The organism is Methylobacterium sp. SyP6R (assembly GCF_019216885.1).
Taxonomy (GTDB): domain Bacteria; phylum Pseudomonadota; class Alphaproteobacteria; order Rhizobiales; family Beijerinckiaceae; genus Methylobacterium.
Map to the genome: position 1 here is coordinate 4300163 of NZ_JAAQRC020000001.1, position 18285 is coordinate 4318447.

15 protein-coding genes and 2 tRNA genes are annotated in these 18285 nt (G+C 69.0%); 8 read left to right on the forward strand and 9 right to left on the reverse strand.

The genetic code is table 11. The features are described 5' to 3' along the window. The first annotated feature begins 352 nt into the window (after positions 1-352). From HBB12_RS19795 to HBB12_RS34390, 7 genes are all read left to right on the forward strand, one after another. Positions 353-943 (forward strand): PilZ domain-containing protein, encoded by a 591-nt coding sequence (locus HBB12_RS19795; RefSeq protein ID WP_236990916.1) that lies wholly within the window; start codon positions 353-355, stop codon positions 941-943. Positions 944-1287: 344 nt separating this feature from the next. Continuing rightward, on the forward strand, positions 1288-1647 hold the full coding sequence (locus HBB12_RS19800) for a hypothetical protein (protein ID WP_236990917.1): 360 nt from the start codon (positions 1288-1290) through the stop codon (positions 1645-1647). A gap of 156 nt (positions 1648-1803) precedes the next feature. Next, positions 1804-3237: an NAD-dependent succinate-semialdehyde dehydrogenase gene (locus tag HBB12_RS19805; protein WP_236990918.1), complete on the forward strand. Its 1434-nt coding sequence runs from the start codon at positions 1804-1806 to the stop codon at positions 3235-3237. 118 nt (positions 3238-3355) lie between these two features. Then, positions 3356-3432, forward strand: a tRNA-Arg gene (locus HBB12_RS19810). Positions 3433-3513: 81 nt separating this feature from the next. Beyond that, positions 3514-3590: transfer RNA gene (locus HBB12_RS19815), tRNA-Arg, on the forward strand. A 659-nt stretch (positions 3591-4249) separates the two neighbouring features. Beyond that, complete coding sequence (locus HBB12_RS19820; RefSeq protein ID WP_236990919.1) at positions 4250-5362, forward strand: polysaccharide deacetylase family protein; 1113 nt, start codon at positions 4250-4252, stop codon at positions 5360-5362. Positions 5363-5415: 53 nt separating this feature from the next. Beyond that, positions 5416-6549 carry a L,D-transpeptidase gene (locus HBB12_RS34390; protein WP_336886940.1) on the forward strand — a complete coding sequence of 378 codons (1134 nt, stop codon included), beginning with the start codon at positions 5416-5418 and terminating at the stop codon, positions 6547-6549. A 380-nt stretch (positions 6550-6929) separates the two neighbouring features. Here the strand turns inward: HBB12_RS34390 and HBB12_RS19830 are convergent, their stop codons facing one another. After that, entirely contained in the window at positions 6930-7919 is a 990-nt protein-coding gene (locus HBB12_RS19830) for a helix-turn-helix domain-containing protein (RefSeq protein ID WP_236990920.1), read from the reverse strand. A gap of 225 nt (positions 7920-8144) precedes the next feature. Between HBB12_RS19830 and HBB12_RS19835 the strand changes: the two genes are divergently transcribed. Further along, positions 8145-9548, forward strand: a complete 1404-nt coding sequence (locus HBB12_RS19835) for an amidase (protein WP_236990921.1) — start codon at positions 8145-8147, stop codon at positions 9546-9548. Between the two features lie 75 nt (positions 9549-9623). Here the strand turns inward: HBB12_RS19835 and HBB12_RS19840 are convergent, their stop codons facing one another. The 8 genes from HBB12_RS19840 to HBB12_RS19875 all read right to left on the reverse strand — a co-directional run bounded on the left by HBB12_RS19840 (position 9624) and on the right by HBB12_RS19875 (position 18249). Beyond that, positions 9624-11255, reverse strand: a complete 1632-nt coding sequence (locus HBB12_RS19840; RefSeq protein ID WP_236990922.1) for a GMC family oxidoreductase — start codon at positions 11253-11255, stop codon at positions 9624-9626. Next, positions 11252-11548, reverse strand: coding sequence for a putative quinol monooxygenase (locus HBB12_RS19845; RefSeq protein ID WP_236990923.1), 297 nt, complete (start codon positions 11546-11548; stop codon positions 11252-11254). The genes HBB12_RS19840 and HBB12_RS19845 overlap by 4 nt, the downstream gene beginning before the upstream one ends. 10 nt (positions 11549-11558) lie before the next feature. Then, entirely contained in the window at positions 11559-13073 is a 1515-nt protein-coding gene (locus HBB12_RS19850) for an amidase (RefSeq protein WP_236990924.1), read from the reverse strand. Positions 13074-13440: 367 nt separating this feature from the next. Continuing rightward, entirely contained in the window at positions 13441-14142 is a 702-nt protein-coding gene (locus HBB12_RS19855) for an ABC transporter ATP-binding protein (RefSeq protein ID WP_236990925.1), read from the reverse strand. Continuing rightward, entirely contained in the window at positions 14139-14867 is a 729-nt protein-coding gene (locus tag HBB12_RS19860; RefSeq protein ID WP_236990926.1) for an ATP-binding cassette domain-containing protein, read from the reverse strand. Before HBB12_RS19860 ends, HBB12_RS19855 begins: the two co-directional genes overlap by 4 nt. Position 14868: 1 nt before the next feature. Next, entirely contained in the window at positions 14869-15915 is a 1047-nt protein-coding gene (locus HBB12_RS19865; protein ID WP_236990927.1) for an ABC transporter permease subunit, read from the reverse strand. Continuing rightward, positions 15916-16782, reverse strand: a complete 867-nt coding sequence (locus tag HBB12_RS19870) for a branched-chain amino acid ABC transporter permease (protein ID WP_236990928.1) — start codon at positions 16780-16782, stop codon at positions 15916-15918. A gap of 225 nt (positions 16783-17007) precedes the next feature. After that, the gene (locus HBB12_RS19875) at positions 17008-18249 is read right to left on the reverse strand and encodes an urea ABC transporter substrate-binding protein (protein WP_236990929.1); all 1242 of its coding nucleotides are present in this window, start codon (positions 18247-18249) and stop codon (positions 17008-17010) included. Between the last annotated feature and the right edge of the window lie 36 nt (positions 18250-18285).

Sequence of the window (18285 nt, forward strand, 5' to 3'; positions counted from 1 at the left end):
GCCATGATTTCCGTCGTCAGAACGCGGTTTCGTTGCGGGTTAAATCATGGAATAAAATCGCCGACCGCGCCGATCCGAAGGAAGAGATTGAATTTCTTGCGCCTGTTTGTCGCCATGTTCGTGATCATTCGGGCCATCCCGGCGTCCCCTCCTGCGAAGGATCGTCGCATCGGTGCGCCTCGACCTGCCGGGGGCGGCGCCCGTCGGCATCGGAACCGTCGGTCTCACCGATCTCGTGCACCGCGCATTAAGCCTTGGGACGGATGATGGCGCGGGTGCGGCGGCAGGCCTTGCGGCGGGCCACGCCTCGCACGACACTGCCTTCGCGTGTTGACTGGACTTGGCGGGCACCTTGAAGTTGCATTCCCAATCCGAGCCGGACCTGAGCGCCCGGCCGATCCAGATCCGGGTCTGCGGCCGCTACCTGCTGCCGGGCGGGGCCGAGCATGTCTGCGAGACCCGCAGCCTCTCCCTCGCGACGATCGAGGTGCTGGCGCCGCAGAGCGGCCTGCTGGGCGATCCCGTCACGCTCTACCTCGAGGATGTCGGCCCGGTGACGGGGGTGATCCAGGCGATCGCGCCGGGTGGGTTCACCCTCGCGGTGGAGGTCGGGCCCGAGCGCCGGACCCGCTTCGCCGCCCGCCTCGCCTGGCTCGCCGACCAGGCGAACGGCAAGACCGACCAGCGCAGCGATCCGCGCATCGTGCCGAATATCCGCAGCGTCGCGGTGCGCCACGCCGACGGCCGGATCGTGCCCGGAACGATCATCGACTTGTCGATGAGCGGCGTGGCGGTCGCGACGACCGACCTGCCGTCGGTGGGTGAACTGGTCACGGTCGGCAAGCGCCGCGCCACCGTGGTGCGCCACCTCCAGAACGGCTTCGCCGTGACGTTCCGGCTGCCGTTCCGGCCCGAGACCTTCGGCCTGCACGTCACCCTCTGACCGCACGCGCCCCCGACAGAAGAACGCCGCCCTCGCGGGCGGCCCGAAGTCTTGCAAGGACGTCTTGGACGGAAATCTTGGACGGAAGTCTTGGAGGAACGCCCGTCCGGGCACATCCTTCGTGCCGCCGCCCGCCGCCTCGGCGCGGTGCGCGGCCGCACACGGCCGGCCCGGTACGGGCATTGCAGGCGCGACGCATCACGGGGCCTGCGACGGCCGCAGCGCACGGAAATTTAATCCCGCTGCGGCGAGATCCGCCGCACGGTCCATGATCGTGGCATGCGTGATCGTGGCACGCGGCTTGGGGGCATGCGGCTTGGGGGCATGCGGCTTGGGGGCATGGGATGCGGGCGAAGCACCGGGGCAGCGGGATCGAACGTCTCGACGGCAGCGCGATGCCGGGTGACCGGCGCGGCGACATCCGCATCGTCATCGCGAGGCCGCCGGCCGAGCCCGGGCGGGAGCGCGCCTTCGCCTATCTGCCCTGGCCGGTCCGGCTGCTCCTGAAGCTCGGGCTCCCGATCCTCGGCCTCTTCGCCGTCTTCGTGCTGCCGAACTACCTCGATTGCCGCAAGCAGCAGGCGGCCGGCCTTTCCTTCCACGGCATGACGGTCGGAGCCTGCACGCGCCAGTCCCTCGACGATCAGATCAGGGGAACGCAGAAGCGCTTCGAGGACATCGCCCGCGCCGTCGTAGCGCATTGAGGGCAAGGCCTGCGAGGTCGGGAACTCTGTCAGGTCGTGCTCTGACAGACAAGGCGCGCCGGCCACGGGCCGATGTGCGCGGCGGAGCCTGTCTCGCCGCGAGGGAGTGCCTTAAGTACAAGGCCTGTCCGCTCCGGCACGAGGATGAGCCCCCCGATGTTCCCAGACGTGAAGCTTCACATCGCCGGCGAGTGGCGCGACGGCGCCTCCGGCCAGACGATGCCGATCCTCAACCCGGCCACTGGCGAGACCCTGAGCCAGCTCGCCGTGGCGACCCGCCAGGACCTCGACCAGGCCCTCGAGGCGGCCGACCGCGGCTTCCAGGCCTGGCGCAAGGTCTCGGCCTTCGAGCGCAGCAAGGTGCTGCGCAAGGCCGCCAACCTTTTGCGCGAGCGCGCCGACGAGATCGCCCGGATCATGACCCTGGAGCAGGGCAAGCCGGTGGCGGAAGCCAAGATGGAGGTGCTCGGCGGCGCCGACACCATGGATTGGTTCGCGGAGGAAGGTCGGCGCGCCTATGGCCGGGTGATCCCGCCCCGCGCCGAGGGCGTGATGCAGCTCGTGATCCGCGAGCCGGTCGGGCCCGTCGCGGCCTTCACGCCCTGGAACTTCCCGATCAACCAGGCGGTGCGCAAGGTCTCGGCGGCGCTCTGCACCGGCTGCTCGGTGATCCTCAAGGGGCCCGAGGATACGCCGGCGAGCTGCACCGCCCTGATCCAGGCCCTGTTGGACGCCGGCGTGCCGGGCGACGTGCTCGGCCTCGTCTACGGCGACCCGGCCGAGATCTCCTCCTACCTGATCCCGCATCCGGTGATCCGCAAGATCACCTTCACGGGCTCGACCGCGATCGGCAAGGAGCTCGCCGCGCTCGCCGGCAAGCACATGAAGCGCGCCACGATGGAGCTCGGGGGCCACGCCCCGGCGATCGTCTTCCGCGATGCCGACGTGCAGAAGGCCGTGAAGGTGCTCGGTGCCAACAAGTTCCGCAATGCCGGCCAGGTCTGCGTCGCGCCGACCCGCTTCCTCGTCCACGATTCGGTGTTCGACGCCTTCGTCGACGGCTTCGTCGGCTTCTCCCGCGACCTCAAGGTCGGCAACGGCCTGGAGCAGGGCGTGACGATGGGCCCGCTCGCCCATGGCCGCCGGATCGAGGCGATGGAGGGCTTCGTCGCCGATGCCGAGCAGAAGGGCGCGCAGCTGCGCACCGGCGGCAAGCGCATCGGCAACCAGGGCAACTTCTTCGAGCCGACGGTCTTCACCGACGTGCCCCTCGACGCCCGGATCATGAACGAGGAGCCGTTCGGGCCGATCGCCGCGATCCAGCGCTTCTCCGACGACGAGGAGGCCTTCGCGGAGGCCAACCGTCTGCCCTACGGGCTGGCCGCCTACGCCTATACCCGCTCGGCCGAGACGGCGACCAAGCTCGCCACGCGGGTCGAGAGCGGCATGATGTCGATCAACCACCACGGCATCGCCCTGCCGGAGACGCCCTTCGGCGGCGTGAAGGATTCGGGCTACGGCAGCGAGGGCGGCTCGGAGGCGATCGAGGCCTACCTCAACACCAAGTTCGTCACCCAGGCGGGCTTCTGAGTGGGGAGGGGGCCGCGCGAGCCGCCCCCTCTTCCGCCGGCGAAATAGGGGTTGCCAAGCCAGAGCGGACCCCTTAGACCGCACCTCACCGGCGGGGCGCACCGCTCCCCCCGGTCAGGCGCCCGTAGCTCAGCTGGATAGAGCACCAGACTACGAATCTGGGGGTCAGAGGTTCGAATCCTTTCGGGCGCGCCATTTTATTCTTGTCGATCACGGTCATGTCCGGACCATCCCGGCACCGACCGTCACATAGTCGGAGACACGATCTTCGATCGGGCGCCCGTAGCTCAGCTGGATAGAGCACCAGACTACGAATCTGGGGGTCAGAGGTTCGAATCCTTTCGGGCGCGCCACTTCTCTCAATCATCGAAAATCAGATCGTCGTGTCTCCGTTCGACGGGCAAGGTTGCCCGGGCGAGCGGCGCCGGTGCGCTCGGCCGGACTACGGCATAGGACACGACGGCTTTGCTCCCTCTCGGCACCGGTCCTTTCCAACCCTCAACATCATTCTGAGGTTTTAGTCGGTCGTATATCGACTGACCTCGAAGGAGAGCTCCAGACGTCTCAGGTCTATCTGGAGCCCTCTTTCGAGGTTCACTTGCGCTCGCACCTCACGATGAGATCGTGGGCGGGAGGGGTTGGCGACGGTGCAAGCAGTTCCTGTCGTGTACCGGGCGTGGGGCCAGTCCCCATCCTTGGGCCGGGCGAACGCTCGGTCCTATCGGCGACGAACCCGAAGGCCCGTTCAAAGGCCCCGATGACCTGCGCTGCCGCGTCGATCCGGCCGGTCATGGCCTGTGCTTTCAAGTTCATTTGTCGCGAGAGACACGCTCTAGGCCTGTATTAATTCTGATTAACCATGCCATGCCGGCAAAGCCTGCTTGCGAGCCGCAGGAGCATCCCGCCATCCGGCTCCGTAGCGACTGCGTCAGGACGACGGCCCGTTTACCGGCGACTCAGGTTTGCATGAGAAATTTCCTCAGGCGATCGACCGGTGTGGCGGGGTTTGGACGTGCGTTGCTTCAAGCTCCTGCTGCTGGCCGGAATCCTGTGCCTGCCGCCGGCCCTCGCCGCGGCCGGGGAATGCGGGCCCGAGGCGCTCGGCACCGCGCGCATCCTCGAAGTGCCGTTCGCGCAAGGGCCGGTCGGCCGGGCGAGCTACGGGCGCACTCTGCCGCTCGAGCGCGGCGAGGTGGTGCTGACCTTCGACGACGGCCCGCTGCCCCGGCGCACCAACGCGGTGCTGGCCGCCCTCAAGGCGGAATGCGTGAAGGCGACGTTCTTCGTCATCGGCACGATGGTGGCACAGTTTCCCGAGACCCTGCGCCGCACCGCCGCCGAGGGCCACACCATCGCGACCCATACCTGGTCGCACCGATACCTGAACCGGATCCGCAGCGAGACGGTGCGGCGCGACCAGATCAACGGCGGTCTCGCGGCCGCCCGTACCGTCCTGGCCGACGACGCGGCGCCGTCCCTGTCGCCGTTCTTCCGCTTCCCCGGCCTCGGTCACGGCGCCGCCCTCGACCGTTACGCCGCGGCCCAGAGGCTGGTGCCGTTCAGCATCGACGTCGACGGCGACGACTGGAAGCGGATCGCCCCGGCGGCGGTGATGGCGCGGGTGCTCAAGCGCCTCGATGCGGCGGGGCGGGGGATCATCCTGCTTCACGACATCCAGCCCCGGACCGTCGCGATCCTGCCGGACCTGCTGCGCCAGTTGAAGGCGCGCGGCTATCGCGTCGTCCACGTGGTGCCGGCGCAGGGCGATACGCAGGCCGCGCTGGCGGCCCTGGACGCGCCGCGGGCCAAGCCGATCCGCCTCGCTCTTGACCGGCTCGGTACCCGTATGGCGGCCCTGCGCGTCGCCGCGCGCCCGCCGGCCTCGTTCGTCGAGGAGGCGCCGCTCGTCCTGCGATCGGGCCTGTTCGAGGAGGCGCCGGAGGCGCCGCCATCCCGGGACCAGAGCCGATCCGGCGGGGAGGTCCGCGTCGCGCTGATCGCCGACGCCGCGCCGGGCGGACCCGCGCCTCGCGCCGGCTGGAGCGGATTCGTGGTGATCGGCACCGCCCCGCAGGCTGCCGGCTTCCGCGCCGTCGCCGCGGCGAGCGGCCCGCCCCCCCGGTGAGCCCTCCGCCGACCCTGCCGCCCGTCACGGACCTGCCCGGAAAGCCCCCAACGATGCGACGTCTCGGCCGGCTCCTGCCCGCCCTTCTCCTCTGCAGCGCCGGCGTCGCCCAGGCGATGAGCGCCGACGAGTCGCCGGCGGGCTGGTGGGCGCCGAGCCTGCGCGACTGCGCCGATCCGGCGAGCCCGCGGGCTTTCGAGATCCGGCTCAAACCCGCCGCCGAGGCGCGGCTCGACGCGCACGATCTGCGCTGCCGGATCGACAGGGTCTCCGACACGGCGATCGGCTACCGTCTCCACATGCGCTGCTTCCGCTCGGACGAGGACCTGCGCACGGGCACCCATGCGGAGGCCCGGCAGATCGTGGTCGACGCGATCGGTGCAGTGACCATGCGGGCGGATGGGCGGCGCGTCTATCGCTGCCGCTCGCGCCCGGCCGCCGCCATCGGGGCACCGCGCCAGCCGGTCGCCGCGGAGGCGCCGCCCGCCGGCACCCCGACGGTCCCGGCCCTGCCGCTGCCGGAGGCGCCGATGCGCCTGGCCTCGCTCGCCCCCGAGCCGCCCCCGTCCGGGCCGGTCGCCCCGGCGCCGATCGCGCCCGCCGCGCCGTCTCCCGCGGCCTCCGCCCCCGCGCCGGAAACTCCCATGCGCGTGGCCGCGCCAGAAAATTCCATGCGCGTGGCCGCGCTTCCCGCCGAGCCGCTGCCGGGGGCCGAGGCACCGCGCCTCGCTCCTCCGCCCGTGCCGGCATTGCGGCGCGGCAAGGTGGTCGCCTATCCCGGCGCGCAAAGTGCCGGTACCATCGTGGTCGATACGGCGGCGCGCCTGCTCTACCTCGTGCGCGGCGACGGCACGGCCGTCCGGTACCGGGTGGCGGTCGGGCGCCCCGGCACGACCTGGAAGGGGATGCAGACGATTACTGCCAAGCAGGAATGGCCGCAATGGACGCCGACGCCGGAGATGCGGCGCAGCCGGCCCGGCCTGCCGCGCCACGTCGCCGGCGGCCCGCGCAATCCCCTCGGGGCCCGGGCGCTCTATCTCGGCTCCACGCTCTACCGCATCCACGGCACCACCGACCCGCGCTCGATCGGCCGGGCCGCCTCGGCCGGCTGCTTCCGGATGCTGAACGACGATGTGATCGAGCTCTACCGCTTCGTGCCCGTCGGCACAAAGGTCCAGGTGATCTGAGGGGCGAAGTGGTCTGAGAGCCGGTTTGAACGCGTAGATCTGCTGGAAACTGAGGGCGAATATGAGATTTTCTACCCTTTCACCTGATACTGAGAGCCTGTCTGAGCAGAAATTTATGAAAAATTCATGAGATTATTTGGGAGATATCCTACCCAGTACCTCATCCTGAGGTGCGACTGAAAGGAGCCTCGAAGGAGGGCTCCAGAAGCCTCCGCGATCCCTGGAGCCCTCCTTCGAGGTCAGTCGATCGTCGATCGACTGACACCTCAGGATGAGGTGGGGGGTCGGAAATTCGAACCTTTCTCAAGTCTTCGGTATAAAACCGTGCTCAAGCAGGCTCCGAGGACCGCTCGGACCGACGAGTCGTCGTCCCTGCTGGATCATCCCGCCGGCCGCAACACCGATTTCGGCATCACCCCGTAGGCCTTCTTGAAGGCGCGGCTGAAATGCGAGAAGTCGCTGAAGCCGCATTGCATCACCACCTGCCCGACATTGCGGGCCTGGCCCTCGGCGAGCAGCCGGTGGGCCAGTTCCAGCCGCTGCTGCCACAGCCAGCGGATCGCCGTGGTGCCGTCCGCCGCGAAGGCGCGGCAGAGCGTGCGCAGGGACACGCCGAGGCGGCTCGCCACCGTGGCGAGGTCGAGGTCCGGATCCTCGATATGGGCGATGAGGAAGGTCTTGGCCTGGCGCACCAGGTCCTCGTCGGCGATCCGGCGCCCCGGCGCCGTCAGGCTCGCCTCCAGCGAGGCGGTGAGCAGGTCGAGGAACGAGTTGCCGAGGCGCTGCGAGCAGGTCTCGCTCAGGGGCGATTCGAGTTCGACGATGTCGGTCATGGTGTGGGCGATGGTCGAGGCGAGCGGCTGGCCGGGCCGGACGACCCGGGCCGCCAGATGGGGCAGGTCGGGCAGCCGGGCCGCCATCTGCCGCCGGGCGATCCGGGCGATGATCATCTGGGTGTCCTGCTCGAACTCCCACAGGAAGGGACGCGCCGAATCGTAGATCACCAGGTCGCCGACGGCGGGCAGGGCGCAGCGGTCGTCCTGGACCAGCCGGCCGGTGCCGGTCTTCATCAGCGCCACGAACACGTCGTCGTCCGGCATCCGCCGCAGGCAGGCGGCGTCGCGGCGGCTCGCCATCGGCGAGAACCGGATGTCGCAGAGGTTCACCTTGCCCAACGCGACCTTGCGCAGCCGCGCCGCGAAGGGCCGGTCGGGCACCCTCCGGGTCGTCTCCGACGGGCTCAAATGGGCGGAGATCGCGTCGCGCCAGTAGGAGAAGCGGTACGGTTCGGCGAGGACGTTGGTGTCGAAGGTGGTGATCGCGGCGGGCGGGGAGGCAGGCGTGGCCAACGAGGGGGTGAGCGATGCCATGACGGGTCCCTCCGGCTTCTCGCGGCGCGGTTCCGGGCGGCGTGGCACCCCCGGCCACGCGCCGTGCGTCCGCAACGGTTCAAGCAATGCCGATGCCAGACATGGAATGCCGATGCCGGACTTGGCGAACGCTGACGGTCACAGGCCAAGCGGCATGACCCGCCGGGGCAAGACGGGCACTCGGGTTATGGGAAGGATGCGACCGTAAAAGGCGGGAGGCTACCGATGTCCGCGACCCTGCACGACGAATCCCTGGTCTCCCTCGCCGGGGCGATCCGCCGCCGACAGGTGAGCGCGGTCGAGGTGACGGCGGCGATGCTCGCGCGCATCGGCGCCCTGGACGGCGAGTATCGCAGCTACACCACGGTGACCGCGGACCATGCGCTCGCCGCGGCCGCGCGGGCGGACCGGGAGACGGTGCGCGGCATCAGCCGCGGCCCGCTGCACGGCGTGCCGCTCGGCATCAAGGACCTGTGCGACACCCGATTCGCCGCCACCGGGGCCGGCACGGCGATCCATCGCAGCCGGGTGCCGGCATCCGACGCCACCGTGGTCGAGCGGCTGGAGCGGGGCGGGGCGGTGATTCTCGGCAAGCTCGCGATGACCGAGGGCGCCTATACCAGCCACCATCCGGACAATCCGGGTCCGCTCAACCCGTGGAGCCGGGGCCACTGGGTCGGCTCGTCCTCGACCGGATCCGGCGCGGCCGTCGCGGCGCGGCTGTGCTACGGCGCGCTCGGCTCCGACACCGGCGGCTCGATCCGTTTTCCCTCCGCGACCTGCGGGCTCACCGGCATCAAGCCGAGCTGGGGCCGGGTCAGCCGCCACGGGGTCTTTCCGCTCGCCGCCTCCCTCGACCATGTCGGCCCGATGGCCCGCAGCGCCGCCGACGCGGCGGCGATCCTGGGCGTCATCGCGGGCGCCGACCCGCACGACCCGACGGCGCTGCAGGCGCCGGTGGACGATTACCGGGACGCGACCGGCGGCTCGATCCGCGGCCTCACCGTCGGTATCGACCGGCGCTTCACGACCGAGGGCATCGACCCGGGGGTGATCGCCGCCTTTGCGGGCATCGAGGCGGCGTTGCGCGAGAGCGGCGCGCGGATCCGCGAGGTCGCGATGCCGCCGACCGACGATCTGGTGCGCGGCTGGATCCCGTTCTGCGCGGTCGAGACCGCACTCGCCCATCGGGAGACCTATCCGGCGCGGGCGGCGGAATACGGCCCCGACCTCGCCGGGCTGATCGAGGAGGGACGCGCCGTCACCGGCCAGACGCTCGGCGCGATCTACCACGAGCGCCTCGCCTTTTCGGGCGCCCTGGCGGCCCTGTTCGAGGAGGTCGATTGTCTCCTCGTGCCGACCATGCCGGTTCCGGTGCCGAGCCTTGCCCGGATGGCGGAGTTCGGCCAGGACCCGGAGGTGCTGCTGCGCCTCCTGCGCTTCACCGCGCCGTTCAACTTCTCCGGCAGCCCCACGATCACCCTCCCGGCCGGGATCGACGCGGCAGGACTCCCCCTGAGCGTCCAGCTCGTCGGTCCGCATCTGTCGGAGGCCCTGTTGTGCCGCGCCGGCCACGCGATCCAGCAGGTCACGGACTGGCATGCGCGGCGGCCGGTGGACCTCGCTTGAGAGCGCTCGAGAGTCCCGTTTCTCGCTTGCGGATGCCGGACCGATTCGGTGTATCATCGCGGCTCCGAGACCGTCTCAGCCCGCCAGCGCCCGCGCCGCCCGCTCGGCCACCAGGATCACCGTGGCGTTGAGGTTGGCGGAGATCATTCGCGGAAATACCGAGGCGTCGGCGACGAACAGGCCGTCGAGGCCGTGGACCGCGAAGCTGTGCGGATCGACGACCGCCCCGGGATCGGTGCCCATCCGGCAGGTGCTCGACGGGTGGTAGAGCGAGGCGAGGTGCCCGCGGACGTGGCGGGCCATCGCCTCGTCGCTCACGCATTCGGCAGAGGGGCTCAGCTCGTGGGCGATCACGTCGGCGAGCGGGCCGGTTGCCGCGATCGCCCGGTTGATCCTGACGCCCTCGACCAGGGTGGCGAGGTCGCGGCCGCCCTCGTCGCTCAAGTAGCGCGGGTCGATCGCCGGCGCCATGACCGGGTCGGCCGAGCGCAGGCGGATCGTGCCGCGGCTCTCCGGCCGTTGCAGTACCGCGAACAGGGTGAAGCCGGAATCCGGATAGAGGAAGCGGCCGTAATCGCGGTGCGGTGCGGCGATGCCGTAGAGTTGGAGGTCGGGCTCGATGCCGGGCCGGCTGGCGACGTGGCCGCCGGCCGCGGCCCAGTTCGAGGTCCGCGGGCCGGTGCGGTACGCCTGCCACTCGCCGAAGCTCTCGGCCGCGTCCAGGGCCCCGACGCCGATCGGGCGCTTCGCCGCGAAGGCGAGGGTGATGGCCGGATGGTCCTGCAGCTCCCGGCCGACCCCCGGCAAGTCGTGGACCGGCGCGACGCCCACTTCCCCGAGCGCATCCGCCGGGCCGATGCCTGAGAGCATCAGGAGATGCGGCGAGGCGATGGCGCCAGCCGCCAGCACGACCTGACCGGCGAGCGCCCGCTCGGGCCGGCCGTTGCGCAGGTACTCGACGCCGACCGCGCGCCCGCCCTCGATCACGATGCGGGTGACGAGCACGCCGGTCTCGATGGTGAGGTTTCGCCGCGCCCGCGCCGGATCGAGATAGGCCCGCTTGGTCCCGAAGCGCTCGCCGCCCCTGGTGGTCAGCTGGAAGAAGCCGACGCCCTCCTGGCTTCCGCCGTTGAAATCCGGATTCGCCGGGTGGCCGGCCGCCACGGCCGCGTCGTGCCAGAGGGTCTCGCCCTCGTCGCGATAGGGGCAATCCTCGACCGGCAGCGGACCGCCGGTGCCGTGCAGCGGATGGTTGCCGAAGCGGCGATTGTCCTCGGTGGCCAGGAAATCCGGCAGCACGTCGTGCCAGCTCCAGCCGGGACAGCCCATCGCCTCCCAGCCGTCGTAATCCGAGGGCAGGCCGCGCATGTAGATCATCGCGTTGAGCGAGCCCGAGCCGCCGAGCATCCGGCCGCGGGGCCAGAAGATCCGGCGGTGGCGGCAGCCGGATTGGGGCTCGGTGTGGAAGCTCCAATCGACCGCGGTGTCGAACAGGCCCGGCCAGTCGGACGGGATCACGGCGCCGAGCGGCGGTTCGCCGCCCGCTTCGAGCAGCAGCACCCGACGGGCCGGATCGGCGCTCAGCCGACCCGCCAGGACGCAGCCGGCGCTGTCGGCGCCGACGATCAGGGTGTCGTAGACGCTCGCGTCTCCGATCGCTTTGCCGATCACCTGGCCGATCAGCTGGCCGATCACCTCGCCGATCACCTGGCCGAGATCTCGTCGGCGGTCACGAGGATCACCTCGCCGTCGAGGATCGGTTGCGCGATGGCAAAGAACCGCGCCACCGCGTCCGAGCCGTTGTGCCGGTCCATCGCCGCAGCGGTGGTGAACCGCTCGTAGGTGGTGAAGCGGGTCGGGTCGCCGGCATCCTGCGAGACGAAGAACCCGACCGTGTCGGGCTCGTTCACGGCGACATGCGCCGCCACGTCGAGGAGGGCGGACCGCAAGGTCTCCTCCGCACCCGGCCTGGCGCGGAGGATGGCGCTGATCGTCTTCACCGGCGGATCCTCAGAACGTCTTCCAGTCGCCGGCCGCCTCGAAGGCGGCGGCGGCCTGGTAGATCGCGCTCTCGTTCCAGTCCTTTGCTGTCAGCATCAGGCCGACCGGCAGGCCGTCGACGAGGCCGCAGGGGATCGACATCGAGGGGTTGCCGGTCACGTCCATCGGCGAGGTCGAGGCGACCATCTCGAAGGCCCGCACGATGATCTCCTCCAGCGGCGCCCCCTTCTCCGGCAGCTTGGTGGCGGTGCAGGGCAGGGTCGGGCAGAGCAGCAGGTCGTATGTGGCGAAGGTCCTGGCAAAGTCCTCCCGCACCTTGCGGGCGAGGTTCTGCGCCTTGGCGTAGTAGCGGCCGCGGTAATGGGTCAGGCCCCACTGGCCGATCAGCATCGAGATCTTCAAGGTTTCCGAGAGGTCGTCGGCGCGGTCGCGCCAGGCCGAGTGGGCGTCGAACAGGCCGACATCGTAGGCGCCCTTCCAGTTGAAGCCCATGCCGTTGCCGAGCATCATCTGCTGGGTGAGGCCCTCGAGCCCGATCGGCGTCCAGACCGAGGCCGCCAGGCGGTAGGCCGGCAGCGACACCTCCTCGACCGTGGCGCCCAGGCGCTCGAACCGGGCCGCCGCGGCCCGGACCTTGTCGGCCACCGCCTCCTGCATCCCGGGGGCGGAGAAGCCCTCCGTCAGGAGGCCGATCTTCAGGCCCTTCGCGCCCTTCTTCAGCGCCTCGGTGTAGGGGGCGACCTGCGGCGCGTATTGCCGCGGATCGAGCCCGTCGGGCCCGGCGAGGACCTCGAGCAGCAGGGCGTTGTCGGCGACGCTCGCGGTCATCGGGCCGGTATGGTCGATCGTGGTCTCGATCGGCATCACGCCGGTATAGGGCACGAGGCCGTGGGTCGGCTTCATGCCGTAGATCCCGCAATACGAGGCGGGGATGCGGATCGACCCGCCCTGATCGCCGCCGATCGCCAGATCGACCTCGCCGGCGGCCACCAGGGCGCCGCTGCCGGAGGACGAGCCGCCGGCCGAGTAGCCCATCCGGTGCGGGTTGTGGACCGGCCCCGGATCCGAGGTGTGGCTGCCGCCCGACAGACAGAAGTGCTCGCACACCGCCTTGCCCAGGATGGTGGCGCCGGCATCGAGCATCCGGGTCACGATGGTGGCATCGGACGCGGGCACGAAGCCCTCCAGGGTCGAGGCGCCGTTCATCATCGGCACGCCGGCCAGAGCCACGTTGTCCTTGAGCGCCACGGTCTTAGCCTGGAGCTTGCCGGTATCGGCGCCCTTCACCTCGCTCTTCCAGTACCAGGCGCCGAGCGGGTTCTCGTCCGGGCTCGGGCGGGTGCCCGGGGTGCGGGGATACTTCACCGGCGGGATGTGGTCCGGCAGGGCGTCGACGACGTCGTAGGCGTCGAACGAGGCGTCCATCAGGGCGCGGTAGGCGGCGGCCTCCTCGTGCGACATCGACATGTAGAGGCTGGCGGCGAGCTCGCGGACCTGGGCGGCACTCGGGCGGGTGATGGCCATGGGGCGTCTCCTTGGGTTTGCATGCGAGAGTGGGAATCGAACCGGCTAGAGAATTTTGCGGTGAAACGGGAACTGCTTTATCAAATAAAATTCAAAACAGAACGCTGTTTAGCGCAATAATAACATACGGCAGGAACATGAAATCGCTGAATCGGCTTTCCTCCCCTCAACCTCATCCTGAGGTGCTGCCGCTTGCGGCAGCCTCGAAGGAGGGCTTCAGAAGCCTGTGCGATCTCTGGAGCCCTCCTTCGAGGTCAGTCGATCTTCGATCGACTAACACCTCAGGATGAGGTTGTGAGTGGAAAGAGCTGCCATGCTTGTGAAACGTCCTGTCATGCACAGTGTTGCAACGGGCTCTGATGGCACTCTAAGCCGCCGCCATCCCGATCCGCCCCGCCAGCAGGTCCTCGCGCGCGACCTCGCCGGTGATGCGGCCCTTCTGGATGCCGAGCACCCGGTCGGATAGCGAGGTGATGAAGTCGAGGTTCTGCTCGACGATGATCATCGACAGGTCCCAGCGCTTCTTCAAGGCCAGCAGCGTCTCGATGATCTCCTCGATGATCGAGGGCTGGATGCCTTCCGTCGGCTCGTCGAGGAGCACGAGCTTCGGCCTAGTGCAGAGGCAGCGGGCGAGCGCGAGCAATTGCTGCTCGCCACCCGAGAGGGCGCCGCCGCGCCGGTCGAGCAGGCGGACGAGGCGGGGAAAGTCGGCGAGCACGTCGTCGATGATACGGGGATCTTCCCGGGGCGCGCTGGCGAGCCCCATGCGCAGGTTCTCGCGCACGCTGAGGGTCGAGAAGATCTCGCGGCCCTGCGGCACCAGGCCCATCCCGAGCCGGGCGCGCTGGTGGACCGGGAGCCGCGTGATCTCGGTGCCGGAGAACCGCACCGCGCCGGTATCGGCGGCGAGGTGCCCCATCAGGGTCCGCATCAGCGTGGTCTTGCCCATGCCGTTATGGCCGAGGATGCCGAGATATTCGCCACTCGCCAGGGTGAAATCGACCCCCATCAGGATCGGGACCCGGCCGTAGCTCGCCCGCAGGCCTTCCACATCCAGCAGAGCGCTCATGCCGCCACCTTCTTGCCGAGATAGACGTCGCGGACCCGCCGGTCGGCGAGCACGGCGTCGATCCCGTCCTCCATCATGATCCGGCCCTGGTGGAACACCGTGACCGTGCGGGCGATCATCTTGATGAACGCCATGTCGTGCTCGACCACGACAATCGCCCGGGTCTTGTTGATCTCGCGGATGATCTCGGCGGTGCGGTGGGTCTCCTCGTCGGTCATGCCGGCGGCGGGCTCGTCGAGGAGGATCAGTTCGGGATCGCCTGCCAGCACCGTGCCGATCTCGACCCATTGCCGCTGGCCGTGCGAGAGCTGGCCGACGGTGGCGTCTGCCAGATGCGTCAGCCGGATCTTTTCCAGGATCTCGTCGACCAGCGGCCGGGTGAATTTCGGCGTCGTCTTGCGGCGGGCCGCGAGCCAGATGTTCTCGCGCACCGATACCCCGTTGAAGACGTTCGGCACCTGCGTCTTGATGCCGATGCCGAGCCGGGCGATCTGATGGCTCTGCAGGCCGGTCAGCGGCTTGCCGCGGAACGCGATGGTGCCTGAGGTCGGCGTGAGCTGCCCGGTCAGCATCTTGAAGAACGTGCTCTTGCCGGCGCCGTTCGGGCCGATCAGGCAGCGCAGCTCCATCTCGCCTAAAGTGAAGCTCACGTCGTCGTTGGCGACGACGCCGCCGAAGCGCATCGTCAGGTTCTCGGTCTTCAGGAGGGGGACGAGGGGATCCATCTCATTCGGCTCCCGCGGTCTGGGTACGGGCGGCGGTGGAGACGAGGGGGCGCCGACTGGCCTTGCGGCCGAATCCGGCAAGCGCGTCGCGCAAGGTCGGCACGATGCCCTTCGGCAGCAGCAGCACGAAGCCGACCAGGATGACGCCGAGCACCAGGTTCGAGTTGAAGGCCTGCTGCGAGCCGATCTTCGCGTTGAGGTACTGGATCAGCACGCAGCCGACGACCGGGCCGATCAGGGTACCGAGGCCCCCGACGGTGATCCAGATGATGATCTCGGCCGAGAGCGACAGCGAGAAGATCGTCGGCCCGACGAAGGCGCCCCAGTTGACGTAGAGCGCGCCGGCCAGCCCGGCGACGGCGCCGCCGACCATGAACACGCCGAGCTTGATCAGGCGCGGGTCGTAGCCGAGCAAGGCCGCCCGGGTCTCGTTCTCCCGCACCGCGACGGCGATGCGGCCGAAGGGGCTGGCGAGCAGCAGGCGCATCAGGAGATACACGCCGATCAGCGTGAAGCCGGTGACCAACCACGAGGCTTCGGGGCTGAGCACCGCATCCGGCGTGTAGGGGGCGTTGAAGGTCGGCACCGACGGGATGCCGTTGAAACCGCCGAGCCGTGCCTGGCCGATCGTGTAGGCGTCGCCCGCCGTCGAGTTGACGACGTTGAACAGGATCAGCGTGACGGTGAGCGTGATGACCCCGAGATAGACCTCGCTGATCCGGCCGTAGAACACGAAATAGCCGAGAGCCGCCGCGAACAGGGCCGGGAACAGGATCGCCAGCAGGATCGCGTTGGTCGAATCGCCGAAATTGATCGCCGCGATGGCGTAGGTGTAGCCGCCGAGACCGAAGAACGCGGTCTGGCCGAAGGACAGGATGCCGCCGAAGCCCCAGATGAAGGCGAGGCTGAGCGCCAGCACCCCCATGGCGGCAAACAGCGTCAGCTGCATCAGGGTGAAGAGTTCGAGATAGGTGGGCAGCACGGCCACCAGACCGAGGGCGACGAGGACGGCCAGGGCCTGGAGCCCGAGCGTGAGGCGAGCGGGCATTTAGAGCGTTCCCTTGAAGAAGCGGCCGGAGATGCCCTGCGGCAAGAGCCGGATCAGCAGGATCGCGGAGAGGAACAGGATCACTTCGCCATAGACCGGGGTGGTGAAGTAGGCGCCGAGCTGGTTGACGAGGCCGAACAGGCCGGCGGCCGAGAGCGTGCCCGAGATGATCGCCGCGCCCCCACCCACCACGGTGATGAAGCACTTGGCGACGAAGGCGGTGCCCATCACCGGGGTGATGCCGGAGACCGGTGCCAGGAGTCCGCCGGCGAGCCCCGTGACCGCCGCCCCGATGCCGAAGGTCGCCATGTAGATCTTCGCCGGGTTGACCCCCAGCGTCGCGGCCATGCCGGGATTGAGCATCACCGCCCGGGCGACGAGGCCGAAGCGGGTGAACCGCAGCACGCCGTAGACGAGCGCCATCACCAGGACCGCCATGCCGAGCAGGAAGATCGTGTACCAGCTCGACCGGTAGGCCCCGACCTGGAACCCGCCGAGCGGCGTCGGCACCCCGTTGATGGTGTTGCCGAAGATCGTCGTCACGAGGCCGATCAGGCACAGGCTCAGGCCCCAGGTCGCCAGCATCGAATCGACGAGGCGCCCGTACAGGAACCGGATCAGGCAGCGCTCGATGACGAGCCCGACCAGCCCGACGAAGAGCGGCGCCACCACCAGCATCGCGATCCAGATGTTGAGCCCGGCATTGGCCGAGATCACCGTGGCATAGGCGCCGAGCATCACGAACTCGCCGTGGGCCAGGTTGATGATCTTCATCATCCCGAAGATGATCGCCAGGCCGAGGCAGAGCAGGAACAGGGAGGCGGCCCCGTTCACGACGTCGAGCGCGATGATGAGCGACAGATCCATGGCGTCATCCGGGCGGGGGAGGGGACCGAGCCGGAACTCGGTCGACGGCAATGCTAATTTCCCACCCACGACCTCATCCTGAGGTGCGACTGAAAGAACCTTCGAAGGAGGGCTCCAGATGCCGCTGCGATCCCTGGAATCCTCCTTCGAGGTCAGTCGATCGAAGATCGACTGACACCTCAGGATGAGGTCGCGGGAAGGAGGGAAAGAGGCTCGAATCGACCCTCAGATCGAAATCTCATACTGCTTGTTGTCGCGGGGGTTCTTGACCAGGTTGCACACCGCGGCGGTGTCCTGGGGCTTGGCGTCCGGGTAGGTCTCGCGCACGTCCCATTTCCGGTCCTTGACCGCCGCCAGGTAAGCGTTGCGGGTGACGTGATGGGTGGCATGGTCGATCGTCACCTTGCCGGTCGGCCCGTCGAAGGAAAGTCCCGTCTCCAAGGCCTCCGTCACCGCCATCCGGTCGATCGACTTCGCCGTCTTCACCCCCTCGACCCAGAGATAAAAACCCTCGTAGGTCGCCGCCGCCAATTCGCTGATATAGGGGATGCCGGGCGATTGCTTCTTCAGCTTGGCGACGTAACTCGTGCTCGCCGGGGTCGTCAGTTCCTCGAAATAGCCGTAGGCGCCGAGGATGCCGTCGCTCTCGGCGGCGTTGAGGGTGGTGGGCTCGTTGACGAGGCCGAAGGTGGTCGAGGCGATCGGGATCTGGTCCTTCATCCCGGCCGAGGTCCATTGCCGGTAGAACGCCGTGTGGTTGCCGCCGACCAGCGCCGAGAGCAGCAGGTCGGGCTTCGCCGCCTGGATCTTCGAGATCGTCGGGCCGAAATTCGTCACGTCGAGCGGGAAGAAATCGACCGCGACGGTCTCGCCGCCGTTGTCCTTGACGTATTTCTGCATCCACTTGGCGGTGATCTGGCCGTAATTGTAGTCGGCGGCGATGACATAGACCTTCTTCGCCGGCTTTCCCCCCTTGGTCATCGCGAAAGGAACCAGCTTCTCCACCGTCTGGGCCGGGGTGGTGCCGGTGCAGAAGGTGTTGCGGTCGCAGACCCCGCCCTCGTACAGCACGTTGTAGAAGTACAGCACCTTGAAGCGGTTGAAGGTCGGGCGGATCGCCTCGCGCGAGGCCGAGGTGATGCCGCCATGGATCACCGCCACCTTGTCGCGCACGGCGAGCTGCTGGGCATACTGCGAATACATCTGGATGTTCGACTGGGTGTCGTAATGCACCAGCTGCAGCGGCCGGCCCAGCAGGCCGCCGGCGGCATTCACCTCCTCGATGCCGAGCTTCAGGCTCTCGACCATCGGCGTGCCGGAGGCGGCGAGCGGGCCCGACTGGTCGTGCAGCGAGCCGACCAGGATCGGCGTCTCGGCTTTGGCCGAGCGGAGCAGGGCGGGCATCGCCAGGGTCGAGAGCGGGACGGCGGAGGCGGTGCGGAGAAGGTCGCGACGTGAGAGGGCCATCCGGGTCCGGGCTCCTGGCTGCTTGGGCCGACAACT

Excerpts from the sequence above, each read along its gene's own strand:
- HBB12_RS19805 (WP_236990918.1), top strand. The coding sequence starts at position 1,804 with ATGTTCCCAGACGTGAAGCTTCACATCGCCGGCGAGTGGCGCGACGGC.
- HBB12_RS19830 (WP_236990920.1), bottom strand. The coding sequence starts at position 7,919 with ATGGCATCGCTCACCCCCTCGTTGGCCACGCCTGCCTCCCCGCCCGCC.
- HBB12_RS19850 (WP_236990924.1), bottom strand. The coding sequence starts at position 13,073 with ATGGCCATCACCCGCCCGAGTGCCGCCCAGGTCCGCGAGCTCGCCGCC.
- HBB12_RS19855 (WP_236990925.1), bottom strand. The coding sequence starts at position 14,142 with ATGAGCGCTCTGCTGGATGTGGAAGGCCTGCGGGCGAGCTACGGCCGG.
- HBB12_RS19865 (WP_236990927.1), bottom strand. The coding sequence starts at position 15,915 with ATGCCCGCTCGCCTCACGCTCGGGCTCCAGGCCCTGGCCGTCCTCGTC.
- HBB12_RS34390 (WP_336886940.1), top strand. The coding sequence starts at position 5,416 with ATGCGACGTCTCGGCCGGCTCCTGCCCGCCCTTCTCCTCTGCAGCGCC.
- HBB12_RS19875 (WP_236990929.1), bottom strand. The coding sequence starts at position 18,249 with ATGGCCCTCTCACGTCGCGACCTTCTCCGCACCGCCTCCGCCGTCCCG.
- HBB12_RS19835 (WP_236990921.1), top strand. The coding sequence starts at position 8,145 with ATGTCCGCGACCCTGCACGACGAATCCCTGGTCTCCCTCGCCGGGGCG.
- HBB12_RS19800 (WP_236990917.1), top strand. The coding sequence starts at position 1,288 with ATGCGGGCGAAGCACCGGGGCAGCGGGATCGAACGTCTCGACGGCAGC.
- HBB12_RS19860 (WP_236990926.1), bottom strand. The coding sequence starts at position 14,867 with ATGGATCCCCTCGTCCCCCTCCTGAAGACCGAGAACCTGACGATGCGC.
- HBB12_RS19870 (WP_236990928.1), bottom strand. The coding sequence starts at position 16,782 with ATGGATCTGTCGCTCATCATCGCGCTCGACGTCGTGAACGGGGCCGCC.